The 16712-nt window shown below is 45.1% G+C and carries 15 protein-coding genes and 1 pseudogene; 4 read left to right on the top strand and 12 right to left on the bottom strand.

The features are described 5' to 3' along the window. Positions 1-261: 261 nt before the first annotated feature. Together ATB78_RS12320 and ATB78_RS12315 are read right to left on the bottom strand one after the other, a co-directional pair. Positions 262-1218: a chemotaxis protein CheV gene (locus tag ATB78_RS12320; RefSeq protein WP_005439567.1), complete on the bottom strand. Its 957-nt coding sequence runs from the start codon at positions 1216-1218 to the stop codon at positions 262-264. Positions 1219-1449: 231 nt separating this feature from the next. After that, positions 1450-2667: an ROK family protein gene (locus ATB78_RS12315; protein ID WP_009707015.1), complete on the bottom strand. Its 1218-nt coding sequence runs from the start codon at positions 2665-2667 to the stop codon at positions 1450-1452. 319 nt (positions 2668-2986) lie between these two features. On the opposite strand from ATB78_RS12315, the gene pyk reads away from it, so the two are divergent. Beyond that, positions 2987-4429: a pyruvate kinase gene (gene pyk, locus ATB78_RS12310; protein WP_009707016.1), complete on the top strand. Its 1443-nt coding sequence runs from the start codon at positions 2987-2989 to the stop codon at positions 4427-4429. 67 nt (positions 4430-4496) lie between these two features. On the opposite strand, the gene ATB78_RS12305 is transcribed toward pyk, so the two are convergent. Together ATB78_RS12305 and ATB78_RS29420 are read right to left on the bottom strand one after the other, a co-directional pair. Then, complete coding sequence (locus ATB78_RS12305; protein ID WP_061008789.1) at positions 4497-5642, bottom strand: patatin-like phospholipase family protein; 1146 nt, start codon at positions 5640-5642, stop codon at positions 4497-4499. Between the two features lie 18 nt (positions 5643-5660). After that, positions 5661-5753 carry a YnhF family membrane protein gene (locus ATB78_RS29420; protein WP_005444835.1) on the bottom strand — a complete coding sequence of 31 codons (93 nt, stop codon included), beginning with the start codon at positions 5751-5753 and terminating at the stop codon, positions 5661-5663. 127 nt (positions 5754-5880) lie between these two features. On the opposite strand from ATB78_RS29420, the gene ATB78_RS12300 reads away from it, so the two are divergent. The 3 genes and pseudogenes from ATB78_RS12300 (at position 5881) to ATB78_RS29415 (ending at position 8510) form a co-directional block, all read left to right on the top strand. Further along, positions 5881-6471 carry an outer membrane beta-barrel protein gene (locus ATB78_RS12300; protein WP_009707019.1) on the top strand — a complete coding sequence of 197 codons (591 nt, stop codon included), beginning with the start codon at positions 5881-5883 and terminating at the stop codon, positions 6469-6471. Between the two features lie 481 nt (positions 6472-6952). After that, positions 6953-8412: pseudogene (locus ATB78_RS12295) on the top strand (sodium-dependent transporter). Further along, a complete protein-coding gene (locus tag ATB78_RS29415) occupies positions 8412-8510 on the top strand; it encodes a MetS family NSS transporter small subunit (RefSeq protein WP_005536518.1) in 99 nt (32 codons plus the stop codon). The pseudogene ATB78_RS12295 and the gene ATB78_RS29415 overlap by 1 nt, the downstream one beginning before the upstream one ends. Before the next feature lie 69 nt (positions 8511-8579). Here the strand turns inward: ATB78_RS29415 and ATB78_RS12290 are convergent, their stop codons facing one another. The 8 genes from ATB78_RS12290 to fabF form a co-directional block, all read right to left on the bottom strand. Further along, positions 8580-8981, bottom strand: coding sequence for a hypothetical protein (locus tag ATB78_RS12290; protein ID WP_009707021.1), 402 nt, complete (start codon positions 8979-8981; stop codon positions 8580-8582). Between the two features lie 251 nt (positions 8982-9232). Then, complete coding sequence (gene ptsG / locus ATB78_RS12285; RefSeq protein WP_005439576.1) at positions 9233-10663, bottom strand: PTS glucose transporter subunit IIBC; 1431 nt, start codon at positions 10661-10663, stop codon at positions 9233-9235. 445 nt (positions 10664-11108) lie between these two features. Then, complete coding sequence (locus ATB78_RS12280) at positions 11109-11876, bottom strand: YchF/TatD family DNA exonuclease (protein ID WP_005439577.1); 768 nt, start codon at positions 11874-11876, stop codon at positions 11109-11111. Continuing rightward, positions 11867-12829 carry a DNA polymerase III subunit delta' gene (locus tag ATB78_RS12275; protein ID WP_005439578.1) on the bottom strand — a complete coding sequence of 321 codons (963 nt, stop codon included), beginning with the start codon at positions 12827-12829 and terminating at the stop codon, positions 11867-11869. Before ATB78_RS12275 ends, ATB78_RS12280 begins: the two co-directional genes overlap by 10 nt. Before the next feature lie 24 nt (positions 12830-12853). Beyond that, entirely contained in the window at positions 12854-13486 is a 633-nt protein-coding gene (tmk, locus tag ATB78_RS12270; protein ID WP_045411765.1) for a dTMP kinase, read from the bottom strand. Then, positions 13483-14499: an endolytic transglycosylase MltG gene (gene mltG, locus ATB78_RS12265; RefSeq protein WP_020196398.1), complete on the bottom strand. Its 1017-nt coding sequence runs from the start codon at positions 14497-14499 to the stop codon at positions 13483-13485. Before mltG ends, tmk begins: the two co-directional genes overlap by 4 nt. Further along, positions 14496-15311, bottom strand: coding sequence for an aminodeoxychorismate lyase (gene pabC, locus ATB78_RS12260; RefSeq protein WP_061008788.1), 816 nt, complete (start codon positions 15309-15311; stop codon positions 14496-14498). Before pabC ends, mltG begins: the two co-directional genes overlap by 4 nt. Before the next feature lie 107 nt (positions 15312-15418). After that, a complete protein-coding gene (gene fabF / locus ATB78_RS12255) occupies positions 15419-16666 on the bottom strand; it encodes a beta-ketoacyl-ACP synthase II (RefSeq protein ID WP_061008787.1) in 1248 nt (415 codons plus the stop codon). Positions 16667-16712 lie beyond the last annotated feature (46 nt).

The following is a 16712-nucleotide window of genomic DNA, read 5'->3' as shown; positions in this document are numbered from 1 at the left end:
TAAACCCTCCCTTTTTCGATTCTGCTGAATTAATCCTCAGCCATCGTTTCCGTACGCTTACTCTTGTATTTCCTATACAGTAACAAGGATAAAGTCATAATGACTTTAGATGTTAGCCATATCATTAAACGGAAGTACCCTAGGTTAATAGGTGAAAAGTGACGTGATATACCTACATATTTCATTGTCAGAAATATGTAAAATAGTATAGCAATCGCACTTCAATTAATCACCTACCCTTATGGATTAATTCTTCGCCGATTAATTAACGCCCGTATATAAAACTTGACGCATTCTATCTTGTGAAACTTCGACGAGAAGATCCGGTTGGAACTTAGAAATAAAGCGGTCGCAGCCCACTTTCTGCACCATGGCCTCGTTGAAACTACCACTTAAGGAGGTGTTCAACGTAATGAACAGTTTGGACATTCGGGGGTCAGAGCGCACTTCATGCGTCAGTCTGTAACCGTCCATTTCTGGCATTTCTGCATCCGTGATCATCATCAGTAGTTCTTTCTCGACGTCTTTACCTTCATCACACCAACGTTTAAGGACCGTCAATGCTTCTAGACCATCGCGGCATTCAATGATGTTCAAACCAAGCTGAGACAAGGTATCTTTCACCTGATTACGGGCCGTTGAAGAATCATCAACAATCAGAACATTACGACCAATCATGGCTTGAGCTAGCTCTTGATCTAAAATGCCATCAGAAATGGTGACGTCGTAATGGACGATTTCCGCCAACACTTTTTCTACATCAATGATTTCAACGATTTGTGATGAATCACCGTCCTTCACTTGCGTGATTGCGGTTAGGTAGTTAGAGCGGCCAGATGTCGATGGCGGCGGCTGAATCTCTGTCCAAGCGGTATTGATGATGTTGCGCACGGGCCCGACAAGGAAACCCTGAATAGAGCGGTTGTATTCGGTGATGATCAAATTTTCTTCTTCTGCTTCGCCACGCAGTGGTGGGAAACCAATCGAGCAACGCAGATCAATCACTGGCACAGCTTCGCCGCGCAAAGACGCTACACCACGGATGTTGTAATGAGAGCCCGGGAGTTTAGTCAGTGGAGGCAGCTTAATCACCTCTTTCACTTTAAAAACGTTAATCGCAAACAATTGGCGACTATTCAGTGTGAACAGCAAAAGTTCCAGTCGGTTTTCACCCACTAGATTCGTACGCTGATCAACCGTATTTAACACTCCGGACATACCACTACCTAACTTTGAACGACAACCTATCACTCTTTACAGAAAACCGTGTTGAAACAACAAAGTAAACCTTTTGTATGAGTGCTCTACATTACTTACGAAAATTACATTAATGCTATAGATATAGCAATGAAACAGCGCCCAGATTGGCGTTTTCGGCACTGAGAAGATCAAAAAAGGGCGAACTGTAACGTTCACCCTTTTCTTCAAGTTGAGTTGATGCAAGAAAGATTAACCTTCAATCACCTTCATCAACAGTTGTCCATCGTATAGCGCCTGTTTCACTAGCGCAGCGCCCGGCATCGTCGCTTGCTTATAAAAACGAGATTCCACCAGCTCAAGGTCTTGATGATAAACAGGTAAACTTTGCTCTTCGATACAACGACGAATCGCAGGATAAAGCACATCTTTAGCTTGGTTGATTACCCCACCAATCAAGATTTTCTCTGGGTTGAATAGGTTAATCACAATCGCAATCGCAGAGCCTAAATAGCGACCCAGTTTCTCAATCACATCAACCGCAAGAGGATCACCGTTCGCCGCAGCTTCACAAATGCTCTCGATGCTCATTTCTTCGTGCTCAGCAAGAATAGAAGCTTCACCGTTAGCAATACGAGTAACCACCTCTTCGCGGATTGCCTGAGAACTCGCCACCGTTTCAAGACAACCAATGTTGCCACAATGACAGCGCTTGCCGTTTGGATCGATTTGGATATGGCCAAGTTCGCCGATGTTACCGTGACGACCTTGCAGCACGCGACCATCTAAGATGATACCCGCACCTAAACCGTGGTGGATGGAGATAAGTACCGAGTTATCGTTCTCTTGAGAATGTCCGAACAGCTTCTCTGCCAGCGCCCAAGCACGCGTATCGTTGGCAATAAAGACAGGTAAGCCCGTTGCTTTATAGATTTCAGGGCCTAACGCCAAGTTCTCAACATTGTAGTGCGGCATTTGCAGTACGATGCCCTGCTCTGAGTTCACCAGACCAGGCAAAGTAATCGCGATACTGGTGACACGATCGAGTTGATCAGCGTAGGTTTGGAAGAATTCATCAATTTCGTAGAGTAAGCGTTCAAGTACATCGTCTTGGTCGCGTTCATGGATATCGATTTTGGTATCGATAAGAACATCACCGCCAAGCTCGTGCAGTGCGATGGTTAAATAACCTCGACCTAAACGCATCGACAAGAATTGCCAACCTTCATTATTGACCTGCAAACCCACTGCAGGACGACCACGGCTCGTCGCTTCCTGAACAGTAGTTTCATGAATCAGATGGGCTTCAATCAACTCTCGAGTGATCTTAGTGATACTCGCAGGCGCAAGCTCACTTTGCTTGGACAAATCGATTCGAGATATTGGACCCTTCAGGTCAATTAGTTTGTATACACGACCAGCATTGACCTGTTTGATATGATCAATATGGCCCGGTTGAGCCATGTACATCTTGCACTCCGAAATTCTATAACGGGATAATTTTTTTACTTTGCGAAGTAATTGTGAAGTGAATTGATAAATCCCCGTGACAAGCATCACGTATAAACATGTTTGTTTGTGTATTCAATCAAATAACCAGAAATCTACTCCTGTTAAATTGTTTGAAAAATAACTTATTTTATTCATCAAATTAGGTAACAAAGCCTGCGCCTTAATGTTTTTTCAGCACTTTGACCTAAATGCGAACAATCTGCGCATACTGTGCATATACTTAGCGAGAATAGAATTCGAGTTATCTAGTCCTACACCTGCATTCTTCGGAGAATCTATGACTTCCATATTAAGAAGAACAAAAATTGTCACAACGCTTGGCCCATCAACCGATAAAGACAATGTCCTTGAGGAGATAATCAAAGCTGGAGCAAACGTCGTTCGGATGAACTTCTCACACGGTACCAGCGATGACCACGTTCAACGTGCAGAAAAAGTAAGAGCTATCGCGGCGAAGCTTGGTCGCCAAGTGGCGATACTTGGTGATTTACAAGGTCCAAAAATTCGCGTTTCCACGTTCAAAGACGGCAAAATTCATCTCAACGTCGGCGATAAATTTACGCTAGACAGTGACTTACCAAAAGGCGAAGGCGATCAAGACTCCGTTGGCTTAGATTACAAAGAGCTACCACAAGACGTCTCTCCTAATGACATCTTGCTGCTTGACGATGGTCGCGTGCAATTGCAAGTGACTAGCGTTGAAGGCAACAAAGTCCACACCCGAGTAACGGTCGGTGGCCCTCTTTCCAACAACAAAGGCATCAACAAAAAAGGCGGCGGCCTATCTGCGGATGCACTTACTGAAAAAGACAAAGCAGATATCCTCACCGCTGCCAAAATCAAAGTCGATTACCTCGCTATCTCATTCCCTCGCAATGGCGAAGATATGCATTACGCTCGTCGTTTGGCGCGAGACGCAGGTCTTGAAGCGAAACTTGTGGCAAAAGTGGAGCGTGCTGAAACCGTCGCTACCACAGAATCCATTGATGACATCATCTTAGCGTCTGACGTTGTTATGGTTGCTCGTGGCGACTTGGGTGTCGAAATTGGTGACCCAGAGCTTATCGGTGTACAGAAGAAGCTGATTCGCCGTGCTCGCAGCTTAAACCGTATCGTGATTACTGCGACCCAAATGATGGAATCAATGATGGCTGCGCCAATGCCGACTCGTGCAGAAGTCATGGACGTAGCAAACGCTGTTCTCGACGGCACGGATGCAGTGATGCTTTCTGGTGAGACTGCAGCGGGTCTATACCCAGTGGAAACCGTGAAATCCATGGCTGAAGTGTGTATAGGTGCAGAGAAGATGTCGGAAGCAAGCCTGTCGACTTACCGATTGGACCGCACATTTGCGACCGCAGAAGAGACCATTGCGATGTCGACCATGTACGCAGCTAACCATATGGAAGGCGTCAAAGCGATGGTTTCTCTGACCGAATCAGGCCGAACCGCTTTGATGATGTCTCGCTTAAGCTCTGGTTTGCCGATTTTCGCACTATCGCGTAATGAATCAACACTAAACCGTGCAGCACTATACCGTGGTGTTACTCCCGTATTCTTTGACTCCAAAGGTGGTGCTGGCTTAACCACGGCTCACGCAGCAATCGTAACACTGAAAGAGCAAGGGTTACTGGATGAAGGGGACTTGGTGATCTTCACTCAAGGTGATGTGATGGATGTAGTAGGTTCAACCAACTGCATGCGTATTTTGTCCGCTTAGTACTTTCCCAAAAAACCATAAAGGCTCCAAACGGAGCCTTTTCTTTTTTCAGATACTTGATTTCAATCTAAGCCGTTTCTCGACCATCTATGTTCAATTTGTCATAGAGCTGAATCAAATTGAAACCCGTTTGCAGACCAAGTTGATAATCGTGCTCTAACGCTTCTGGATCGCTCAACAAAGACGATGACTGTAACTCTTCTTTAGGAGCCAATTGCAGAATAAAGGTATCGTCGGGCGGAGCGGTTAAGAACGCTTGTGTCAATTCGAAGGTTTGGTAGTGAATCATCAACATGTCAGCCAAGCCAGAATCGAAGTTTTCACCAATCAGGTGGCTCAAGCGATAAAGATTATCCGCCCCAAACAACCAGCGTCCGCCATTGAGCAGCTTTCTACCAGACAATTTCGACTGATGAGCCGCATTAATTTTCTGCTGCAAGAAGCTATTCCAGTCCTCTTTCCATTGGTGAACCTTGTGTTGCCAAGACTCTTGCACAGAGTTAATAGACTCGCGGTACCATTTGATACCCTCTTCACCAATCTCGGCTTGTACTTTGGCTTCAGCCTCAGAGAAAGGCTCCGTACGAATCACAATAATATTACGCGCATTCTTTCTCCATGCTTCTTGCACAGGAATCGAGGCAGAGACCCCACCATCAACATAAGGATGCCCATTTACATCCACAGGCCCCTGATACAATTTAGGGATCGCGCAAGTGGCAACCATGGTATTGACCCAGTCCCCACCGAGTATCGGCAAGTATTGATCAGAAAGAGTATCGACATTTGTCACCGCAGCAAACGCGCCACGGGCACCTAACGCAGTTTTCCCCATATCGAGGTCAAGTTTATAAGGGTAATCTTGAATGCGCTCTAAGGCCCATTCCAAGCCCAAATATTGCTTCTTGCGGATATAACGGAAAAGATTAAAGAATTCGCTGGAAGTAGTGAGGTCCGTAATGAAAGCCTTGCCCATGCCATGTTGACGACAAAGGTAAGCACACAAATTCAGAGCTCCGGCTGATGTACCGTAGAATTCATCGAATGGATCGAAATTGGAAAGAAGGAATGCATCCAACACTCCAGCGGTAAAAATCCCTCTCTGCCCTCCTCCTTGTGCGACAAGGGCAGTTTTGCCATTTCTATAGCGCTCATACATCTCAATGTCGAGCTCTGCATGACGATCAGTGATAATACCGCTGTTGCGTGTCATAGGCGTATCGCCAATGCATTAAGCCGTAGTAATCGCAATGATGCCGAAAGAGAGTAAAACTGCGAATACTGTAACGACGATGAGTAGGGCTGATTTTAGATCGTGTTCCATAGACACCTCCTTTAGTTGTAACAAATTAATAACACCAGTGTGAATTATGTTCAAGAATTGCCTAATTTAGTCGCACGATTTTGGCTAAGGCATCACAATTAGCTTAGTCATAATAAGGAGATAGCAAATGAACTATAAAATTGGCTGGCTAGTTGGGAGTGTATTATTGAGCTGTTCTATGGCTGCTCAAGCGACGGTTATCGTCACGCCCTATGTCGGCTTTACAGGAGGCGGTAAAGTAGAGGATGAGAATGACCGCACCTACGATTTGGACCCTTCAATCAATTATGCTTTGTCAGTTGAAACCCCTTTTGAGATGGGTCGCATCGGCTTTTTCTATTCCAATCAGTCGTCAGAATTGCAAGACATTAATAACTCTGCAGACATTCACTATCTTCAATTTCAAAGCAGCATTTACTACCCTCTTGCTCAAGGGTGGCAAACCTACGTTGGATTGGGCATAGGCGCGTCATACGCCGACGTAGACTGGGTAAACGACAAGTATGGCTTTTCTGGTAGTGCATTCGCCGGCCTTGAGTATGAATTCTCGAAAACCTTTGCAATGACCGCGCAAATCCGTTGGTTAGGCACAGTTGTAGACAACGACACCTCAGGTGCTTGCGTCGTACCAACGGACGGTTCGTCTTGTATCATCAAGTTTGAAACCGACTGGATGAACCAATTCCAATCCAACATTGGCTTTCGTTTCCGTTTCTAACGACTTTCACTTCTAATGTGTCGTTTTAACGAAATATTCTCTATTGGGTGTGTCTATCGCAGAGATACACCCTAATAGCCAAAAATAGTTTATTTGACCAAGATCACATCGACCATACAGTCATTTATTTCAAAACCTACCCAAGCTTACCGATCAGATAGCCTACCAAATCACTAATTAACAATATTTAAACCAGATAAAATATCGACATTAACATTTAGAATCTATTGCGCTAAATAATGTAAAAAGTTAGTCTGAACACAGAAAGCAGAAGAATATTTCAGCTTTTGCAAACACACATCAAAATTTAAAGCATTTAATTCTATTTCTTGTTAGGTAACACAAAGCAAAACACCGGGATTTTATAACAATACCGAACATCGAGCAGAAAACTGACGGATAACAGTTGCTCTTTGCTCTGCTGGTGTTGCACGTTGCCGAGAAGAGCTTCATTCCTTAGGGAGTTGTACAGGAGTCAAATATGAAGCGAGAACAATGGGGATCCCGCGCGGGATTCATCTTAGCAGCAGTCGGATCAGCTATCGGCTTGGGTAACATCTGGCGTTTCCCATACAGGCCTATGAGAATGGCGGCGGTGCCTTTTTTATTCCTTACCTTTTCGCCATGATCACCGCAGGTATTCCATTCATGATCCTTGAGTTCAGTATGGGTCAAAAATACCGTGGTTCTGCACCAAAAACATTGGCAAAAATCCACGCAAAATTTGAATGGCTTGGTTGGTTCCAAGTTGGCGTTGCTGCCGTCATCGCCGTTTACTATGTTGCGGTTATTGGTTGGGCAATTTCTTACTTTGGGATGTCGTTCACTCAAAGTTGGGGTTCCGATACCAACGCCTTCTTCTTTAGTGAATATCTAAAACTTGGTGATAACTCTCCAACGGATTTAGGCAGCATTCAATGGAAGATCGCCGTATCCATGCTGATTGCTTGGGCAATTACTTATACAGCGATTGTGAGCGGTGTTAAATCAGGTATTGAACGCGCATCTAAGATCATGATGCCTATATTGTTCATTATGGTGATCTTCTTGATCGGTCGCATGATTTTCCTTCCTGGTGCGCTAGACGGTGTGAACTACATGTTCGAGCCAGACTTCAGCAAAATCTGGGACGTAAAAGTGTGGGCAGCGGCTTACGGTCAGATCTTCTTCACACTAAGTATCGGCTTTGCCATCATGCTGGCTTACTCGAGCTATCTGCCAGAGAAATCAGACATCACCAACAACGACTTCATGACGGTATTGATCAACTGTGGCTTCTCTATCCTTGCCGGTATCATGATTTTCTCGGTATTGGGTTATATGGCTCAAGAACAAGGCAAACCGCTTACTGAGGTAGTCTCTGCGGGTGTGGGCTTGGCATTTGTGACGTTACCTGCTGCAATTAACCTACTACCAGCGCCATACATCCTTGGTCCTCTATTCTTCTTTGCTTTGGTTGTTGCAGGCTTAAGCTCGCACATCTCAATCATGGAAGCGGTAACCTCAGCCGTTATCGACAAATTAAAATGGAGCCGTAAAAAAGCTGCAAACGTAGTGATTGGTATTGGATTTGTTGTCTCGATGGCATTCGCGACCAACGGCGGATTGCTTCTTCTGGACCTTGTCGACCACTTCGCAAACAACGTTGGTATTATGGTTGGTGGCCTAGTAGAAATCGTTCTAATGGCTTGGTTGTTGAAACAAGTGCCTGAAGTTCGTAACTACGTAAACGAGCGCTCTGACTTCTCTGTTGGTCAATGGTTCGAAATCTGTTTACGCTTTGTCACACCAATCATGTTAGCAATTATCTTGGCAACCAAGCTGTACGCCCTTCTCATCGAAGGCTACGGTGGCTACGACCTAACGCTAGGTTGGGTAATGATTGCCGCACTGTTTGTGTTTGGCGTATTGATTAACGTAGCGAGCAAGGAGAAAGCATAATGACTACAAGTGCAATCATCATGATGGTTATCGGACTTGGCATCACTTGGGGTGGCGCTGCGGTATGCATCAAACGAGCAATGAATAAACAGCAGTAAAGCTAACTGCCAGAGAAATTAAGGCTCAAAAAACAAAATGCCGGCTCAGTGCCGGCATTTTTGTGTCTATTAGAAATTGTACTTGATACCAAGCGCCCCACCGATTTGCAGATCAGGCCCTTTGTAGAAGTCCACTTCAGGATGGATTTGCGCGTACAGATCCCAGCCTTTTGATAGATCCCAATTTAAACCCAGTGGGACACGAACACCGAATTCATCATCCCACTCGTACCAGCCACCAACACCGACATACCAAGTTAATGGCATGCTTTGATCAAATGTACCGCGCTTCGCTATGTAATCAAACGCCATACCATCGTTACCAATAATACCGCGGTACTTGTCATCAATTTCAACGACAACGCTGAGCTCTTGATCGACCGCCATACCAACAGAAAAATTCTTCGCTCCATCCGCCGCCATTACGGCACTCGGCAGCATTGTTGCCGCCAATAAAATTCGCTTTTTCACAGCCTTCCCCCACTTAAAAAAACAGCGTGCATAATTCAAACATGTTGTCATTTTGTTGTGTCAGTAATGAGTAAGAATGACGTACGAAAAAAGCCACAAACGTAAGGGTGAGCGTGAGATCACGGCTAAAACACCAAAAGTAAGTGCTAGTGAGAAAAAGATTAGAGATTAGAGAAGAATAAATACTGAAGGGAAAGATACAGAAAGCAAAAAGGAGGCCGAAGCCCCCTTTTTCTTATGAATGACTGAGATTAGCCGTGGTTACGAATCCACTCATCCATTTCAGTTTTCAGGTTGTCAGACTTAGTACCGAAGATAGCCTGAACACCACCTGCTACAACTACAACACCAGCAGCGCCTAGTTGTTTTAGTTTGTCTTGGTCAACTGCAGCTGTGTCAGCTACTGCTACACGTAGACGAGTGATACATGCGTCTAGACCAGTGATGTTTGCTTTGCCGCCGAATGCTGCAACAAGCTCACCTGCCATGTCAGAACCAGAAGTTGCAACAGCTTCTTCAGATTCATCTTCACGACCTGGAGTTTTAAGGTCAAGAGCAGTGATTACTGTGCGGAATACTACGTAGTAGATTACTGCGTAAACTAGACCAACAGCTACCATCAGACCCATCTTCTGAGCGTGGCCAGATAGGACTAGGAAGTCGATCAGACCGTGTGAGAATGATGTACCGTGTACGAAGCCTAGAGTGTTAGCAACAACGTATGCAGAACCAGCTAGTAGAGCGTGGATACCGTATAGTACTGGAGCAACGAATAGGAATGAGAATTCGATTGGCTCAGTAATACCTGTTAGGAATGAAGTCAGAGCAGCTGACGCCATGATACCCATTACTTTCGCGCGGTTTTCTGGTTTAGCACAGTGAGCAATAGCGATTGCTGCAGCTGGTAGACCGAACATCTTGAACATGTAACCACCCGCTAGCTGACCGAAGCCATTACCAGCAGCGCGAGAAGCATCATCTGCAACTAGGTAACAAGTTAGTACGCCGTTTTGAGTTTCACCAGCCGCGTTCACACAAGTACCTGCTTCGAAGAAGAATGGTACGTTCCATACGTGGTGTAGACCGAATGGGATTAGAGAACGCTCAACTACGCCGTAGATACCGAACGCAAGTTGTGGGTTTTGGTGCGCAGCCCAGTCAGAGAATGCAGAGATTGCACCGCCGATTGGTGGCCATACGATAGATAGTACAACACCTAGGATGATCGCAGCGAAACCAGTGATGATTGGCACAGCACGCTTACCAGCGAAGAAGCCAAGGTACTCTGGAAGCTGGATTTTGAAGAAACGGTTGAATGCCCAAGCAGCAACACCACCGACAAGGATACCACCTAGTACACCTGTATCGATTTTCTCAACGCCCATGATGCCAGCCATAACGCCAAGCGTTGCTGTCATGATGCCGTAACCAACGATTGCAGCAAGACCTGCTACACCGTCGTTGTTTGTGAAGCCAAGTGCTACACCAACAGCAAATAGAAGTGCCATTTGGCCGAATACTGAACCACCAGCTTGTTCCATTAGGTTAGAAACAACCTCTGGAATGAAGCTTAGGTGGGCAGCACCAACACCTAGTAGGATACCTGCGACTGGCAACACTGATACTGGTAGCATCAGAGCTTTACCAACTTTTTGCAGGTTTGCAAAAAGGTTCTTAAACATGTTTATGCTCCTGATAAATTATAAGTATTATTTGGGCACTAACGGCACACCCCCGTAGCCTAAATGTTAGCACCCAATGAAAATGTAACCACACGTTGCATTATATTTTCCGGCTCTAAATATATATTGATGGCCCTCAAACTTTCCACACAGTTACGAAATTTAGTTTCAAAACAAGCCGCAGATCACACCCAAAAACAGTAGATGAAAAGGTTTGCATTAAACTTATATTACTGTTTTATAACGATTTTATTATCAACATAATTAATTTTAAGGCGTAAATAAAATAAAGGCCGATGTTATTTTTAGTAACAAAATTACATTTGAGAGATTTGATTGCGGTTAAATCAACAAATTTAGTAAACATTAAACTAAATGATCTTTTTGGCGTATTTCTAAACAAAAAAGGGGCAATAGCCCCTTTTTTAAACCGTCTATTGATTTTTCATCGCAAAAAAAGATTTCGGAAGTTTTCGGTTGTTTTTTGCCCTACTTCAGCAATCGAGCACCCTTTTAGCTGCGCAATATAGGCTGCAACTTCGACAACATAAGCAGGCTGGTTCTCTTTTCCACGATGTGGAACGGGTGCTAAGTATGGAGAATCCGTCTCAATAAGCAGCCTTTCTAAAGGCAAAGCTTTCACGACTTCTTTCAATTCTGTCGCCTGACGGAAGGTTACAATGCCTGAAATTGAGATGTAGAACCCTAAATCTAATGCAGCTTCTGCAAATGGTAGATCTTCGGTAAAGCAGTGGATCACACCACCACATTTTTCAGCGCCACCATTGCGTAGAATTTCTAATGTATCTTCACGAGCGTTACGGGTATGAATGATAAGCGGCTTGTTAAACTCCACCGCTAAATCTACCTGCTGTTCAAAACGCTCTTTTTGCAGCGCTGCAGTCTCTGGTTTGTAGTGATAATCCAGACCTGTTTCACCAATCGCTACCACTTTTTCGTGCGAAGCGTGTTGGCGTAAGGTCTCCATAGAGAACGCGCTCTCCACATCAAGCGGATGCACACCGCAAGACGCATAAACGTTGTCGTATGGCGTAATCATTTCCAACATTTTTGGAAATGAATCTAACGTAACGCCTACCGACAGTAGCTCTTTTACGTTCGCTTGTTTTGCTTTGTTAATAACGTCTTCAACATTGATGTGAAGATCATCGTAATTCAGTTTGTCTAGATGACAGTGCGAATCTACGAACATAATGCCTCTCGTGATTCAATTAACCAATTCATTGATAGTAGTTCAAGGTTCAAGCCTGGAAAGCGTTGAATTTGCCCTTTTAGCTCAAGCAGCTTCTTCGACGCCAGGTATAAACCGTCATAACTGTGTGTTGGGAACAGAGTTGCGCCCGGAAGTTGAGCCGCTTCCGCCACCCCAAATTGGGCTTTCTGAGCGTCCGTTAATAGATACCAAGCCCAGTCGAATGCTTTGTCTGGGTTCTTTGCCATTAACGATGCACACTGGAATACATCTGATACCGGCGAAGATAGCGTCTCAATAAAACAACGCTCAAACGCTTGGTACTCATCAAGCTCACCACTTTTCACCGCTTCTAGGGTATTAATTGGCGACCCTAAATTCAGTTTAAGCGCATAAGCTGGTACTTGTGATGCTCCCTGTTCGCTCATCCAATTCATCGCCTGCTCTGTTGATGGTGGTGTCACCACCCATTGTTGGCAACGACTCTGGATAGTTGGCAGCAATCGCTCTTGGTTGTGCGTGACGAGCAAGAACAAGCATTTCTGTCCCGGTTCTTCGAGTGTTTTCAACAACGCATTGGACGCAGACTCATTCATCGCATCGGCTGGCTCTATGATGAACACGCGATAACCGTTTAGTTGTGAAGATTCATGCGCAAGCCGATTACATGCTCGAATCTGATCAACGGTGATCGACTTTCCTTCTTTCTCTGGCTTAATCCAGTGTAAATCAGGATGGCTATGAGATTGAGTCAACTGGCAACTATGGCAGAAACCACACGCTTCACTGGTGTAATTTTGACACAGCAACGAGTGGCTAAAGAGCTCAACCAGTTTCTCTACCGCTAATCCCTTGTCACTTTGCAGCAGCAGTGCGCCCGGAATTCGTTCTGAATCCAAGCTTGTTTTGAGGTTATCCCAAACGGGTAGTAACCATGGAAAGTCATTTAACATGAGCGACCTCAATCCGCATTCTGCTTACAGTGACGCTAGCCATTCGTTTAGCGCAGCTTTGATGTCTTGTGCAACCTCTTCAATCGACTGCTCAGCGTTGATCACCACGATGGAATCATCGGCATTAGCCAACGCTAAATAACGTTCACGCGTGCGTTCAAAGAAGCTGATGTCCATTTTTTCAATACGATCTAGTTCGCCACGTCCACGAGCACGTTCAAGTCCAACTCGAGGATCGATATCCATGTACAATGTGAATGCAGGCTTAAACTCACCTAGAGTGGTATCGCGCAGGTTCTTCATCAGTGATGCGTCGATTTGGCGGCCACCACCTTGGTAAGCTTGAGAAGACAAATCATGACGGTCGCCAACTACCCATTGATCGTTTGCTAGCGCTGGCTTAATCACGTTCTCAACTAACTGAACTCGTGCTGCATAAAGCAAAAGCAATTCAGTCATGTCTTTTAGATCTTCACCTTCGTGCTCTTCTTTTACTAGTGCACGCATCTTCTCTGCTAGCGGCGTACCGCCAGGTTCACGAGTATTAACGATATCTTTGATACCTGCAGCTTTCAGCGTATCTAAAACGGTTTTGATCGCAGTGCTTTTACCCGCGCCCTCTAGGCCCTCAACGACAATAAAGTTTGCTTTCATCATTTGTTCTTTCTTAGTTCTCTTAAATAGGCACGTACAGCACGGTTGTGCTCAGCAAGGGATTTCGAAAACACATGTCCGCCCTTTCCACTTGCTACAAAATATAGGTAATTGCTGTTTTCTGGGTTGAGAGCAGCTTCAATCGATGCTTCACCGGCCATGGCAATTGGCGTTGGTGGCAACCCATTAATGGTGTATGTGTTGTATGGCGTTGGTGTACGCAAATCTTTCTTACGGATATTGCCATCGTACGCATCCCCCATCCCGTAGATAACGGTTGGGTCAGTTTGTAAACGCATACGTTTGTTGAGGCGGTTAACAAATACCGATGCAACACGTTCGCGCTCAGCATCAATTGCCGTCTCTTTCTCAATAATAGAAGCTAGGATCAGCGCTTCGTATTTATCTTTCAGTGGTAACTTCTCCTGACGCGCTTCCCATTGTTCATCAAGAATCTTGTTTAGCTTGCTGTGTGCACGCTCTAAGATCTGACTTTCACTTGCGCCAGCAGTGTAATGGTAAGTCTCCGCAAGGAATAAACCTTCAAGCTTCTCACGTTCAATACCCAGCTTTTCCGCCATTTCTTTTTCAGACAAACCAGTTAAGTCATGTTTTACATGAGGTGCGGCTCTTAGCTGTTCAACCCACTCAGAGAAACGGCTGCCTTCGACAAAAGTAATCGCAAATTGATGCTCTTTGCCGGTATTGAGCTGTTCTAACGTTTGATAAAGCGAAACTTTTGGCTCAAGTTGGTAAGTGCCTGCTCGCACCTGAAGAAGCTCTGGGTAAAGGTGGGGCATTAAACGAATGTAATCAGAAGCTTCTATGATGTCGTCTTTTACAAGATCACGCATCACTCGGTGAAAGCTGGTGCCATTTTCTACGGTAAACAGCTGAGGCTGCTCTATAAGAATTGGCGAGTTAACATATTGCTTAGTCTGTGAAACAACGTAAAAAACACCTGCTGCACCAATAACGGCAATCAGTACAACAAAAGCAAACAGTTTTTTAATCACGAATTTAGATTCCCTTGAAGTCGTCGAGTCAATTTTCCAATTGGAAAGTCAATCTTGTTATCTGGTGTCGAAATACCGCTGACCGGTGCCACACCCAATAGTGAATTACACATCCACACCTCGTCTGAATTAAGCAAATCAGAGAGTTCGAATGTTGCTACCTGCACTGGGTAGCCATTGGTTTGGAGAAATTCCAATACCTTACGGCGCATTACGCCAGCCACACCAGACAAACTCAAATCGGGTGTGTATACCTTTTTATCTTTAACCCAAAAAAGGTTTGCCATTGTAGTTTCAATGACATGATTTTGCACATTTAACGTCACAGCATCGGTAAATTCTGTGCCTTCAATTTCCGCTTTTGCGAGAACCTGTTCGATTCGGTTGTTATGCTTATGACCAGCCAGAAGGGGTTGAATGCCAAGGCGGATTTCGCAAACCCCTAACGGCACGCCATTTTCTTGCCATGAAGAGTAATGAGAAGGAAATACAAAATTCGAAATAGTCACGACGGGCCCTTCGATACCGCTAGGACTATACCCTCGCCCTCCAGTGCCGCGACTGATATGAATTTTGATTCCGGCAAGCTCGTCATTCAAAACCGCTTTCATTACCCAATCGAATACTTGGCTCCAATCAGGAAAAGGGATGTGTAATGTTTTCAGGCACGCTTCCATTCGCTCAACATGCGCTTGCCAATGCTCTAATTCACCCTTCTTAGTTTTAATAGTGGTGAAACAGCCATCGCCATATTGAAACGAGCGGTCGCCAAGCGAAATGTGTGTTTGTGGCAATCCATTGACCCAGAACATTCAGATACCTTTACTTTCCGATCGACATATAAAACAAAACGGCTCAATGCTAAGCATCGAGCCGTCAGAATACAAGTATCGCTTCTCTAAAACAGTGTTAGAGATTTTTACTCAGCGAATTTTTTGAATACTAGCGAACCGTTTGTACCGCCGAAGCCGAACGAGTTACAGATTGCGTATTCCATATCAACTTTGCGCGCTGTATGCGGAACAAGATCGATATCTAGACCTTCTTCTGGATCATCTAGGTTGATCGTTGGTGGAACGATTTGGTCTACCAAAGAAAGAACTGTGATGATCGCTTCAACTGAGCCAGCAGCACCTAGAAGGTGACCAGTCATAGATTTAGTTGAAGATACTAATACTTGCTTAGAGCCATCTTCACCAAGAGCACGTTTAACACCCTTGATCTCAGCCACATCACCAGCAGGTGTCGATGTACCGTGAGCGTTCACGTAACCAACTTGAGTACCAGTGATGTTTGCGTCACGCATTGCCGCTTCCATTGCTAGAGCGCCACCTGAACCATCTTCACTTGGAGAAGTCATGTGGTAAGCGTCACCAGACATACCAAAGCCAACTAGCTCTGCGTAGATCTTAGCGCCACGTGCTTTTGCGTGCTCGTACTCTTCAAGAACCATCATGCCCGCACCGTCACCAAGAACAAAGCCATCACGGCCCTTATCCCATGGACGAGAAGCTTTTTGAGGCTCATCGTTACGAGTTGAAAGTGCTTTTGCTGCACCGAAACCAGCCATACCTAGTGGTGTAGATGCTTTCTCTGAACCACCAGCAACCATCGCATCAGCATCACCGTATGCAATCATACGCGCTGCGTGGCCGATGTTGTGTAGACCTGTAGTACATGCCGTAGAGATCGCGATGTTTGGACCACGAAGACCACGCATGATAGATAGGTTACCTGCAACCATGTTTACGATGGTCGAAGGAACAAAAAATGGGCTAACTTTGCGAGGACCTTTTTCAACAAGCGCTGTATGGCCTGTTTCGATTAGGTCAAGACCGCCGATGCCTGAGCCGATTGCTACACCAACTCGAGCTGCGTTTTCTTCGGTAATTTCTAAGCCAGAGTCATCCAGTGCTTGGATACCCGCTGCAATGCCGTACTGGATGAATAAATCCATTTTACGAGCATCTTTCTTAGACATGTACTCTGTGCAATCAAAATCTTTCACAAGACCAGCAAAACGAGTCGAGAAGTTCGTTGCATCGAAATGTTCGATGTTCACGATACCGCTTTGACCTTCTAGCAGGGCTTTCCAAGATGATTCTACTGTGTTGCCTACCGGTGACAACATACCCATGCCTGTGACAACTACACGACGCTTGGACACGATATAATTCTCCGGGAATTGAATGTTTCTATGAGAGGATAGAAGA

The sequence above is a fragment of the Vibrio sp. CUB2 genome (assembly GCF_001557945.1).
GTDB classification, from domain to species: Bacteria; Pseudomonadota; Gammaproteobacteria; order Enterobacterales; family Vibrionaceae; genus Vibrio; species Vibrio owensii.
This window is presented reverse-complemented; position numbering and strand designations above follow the sequence as displayed.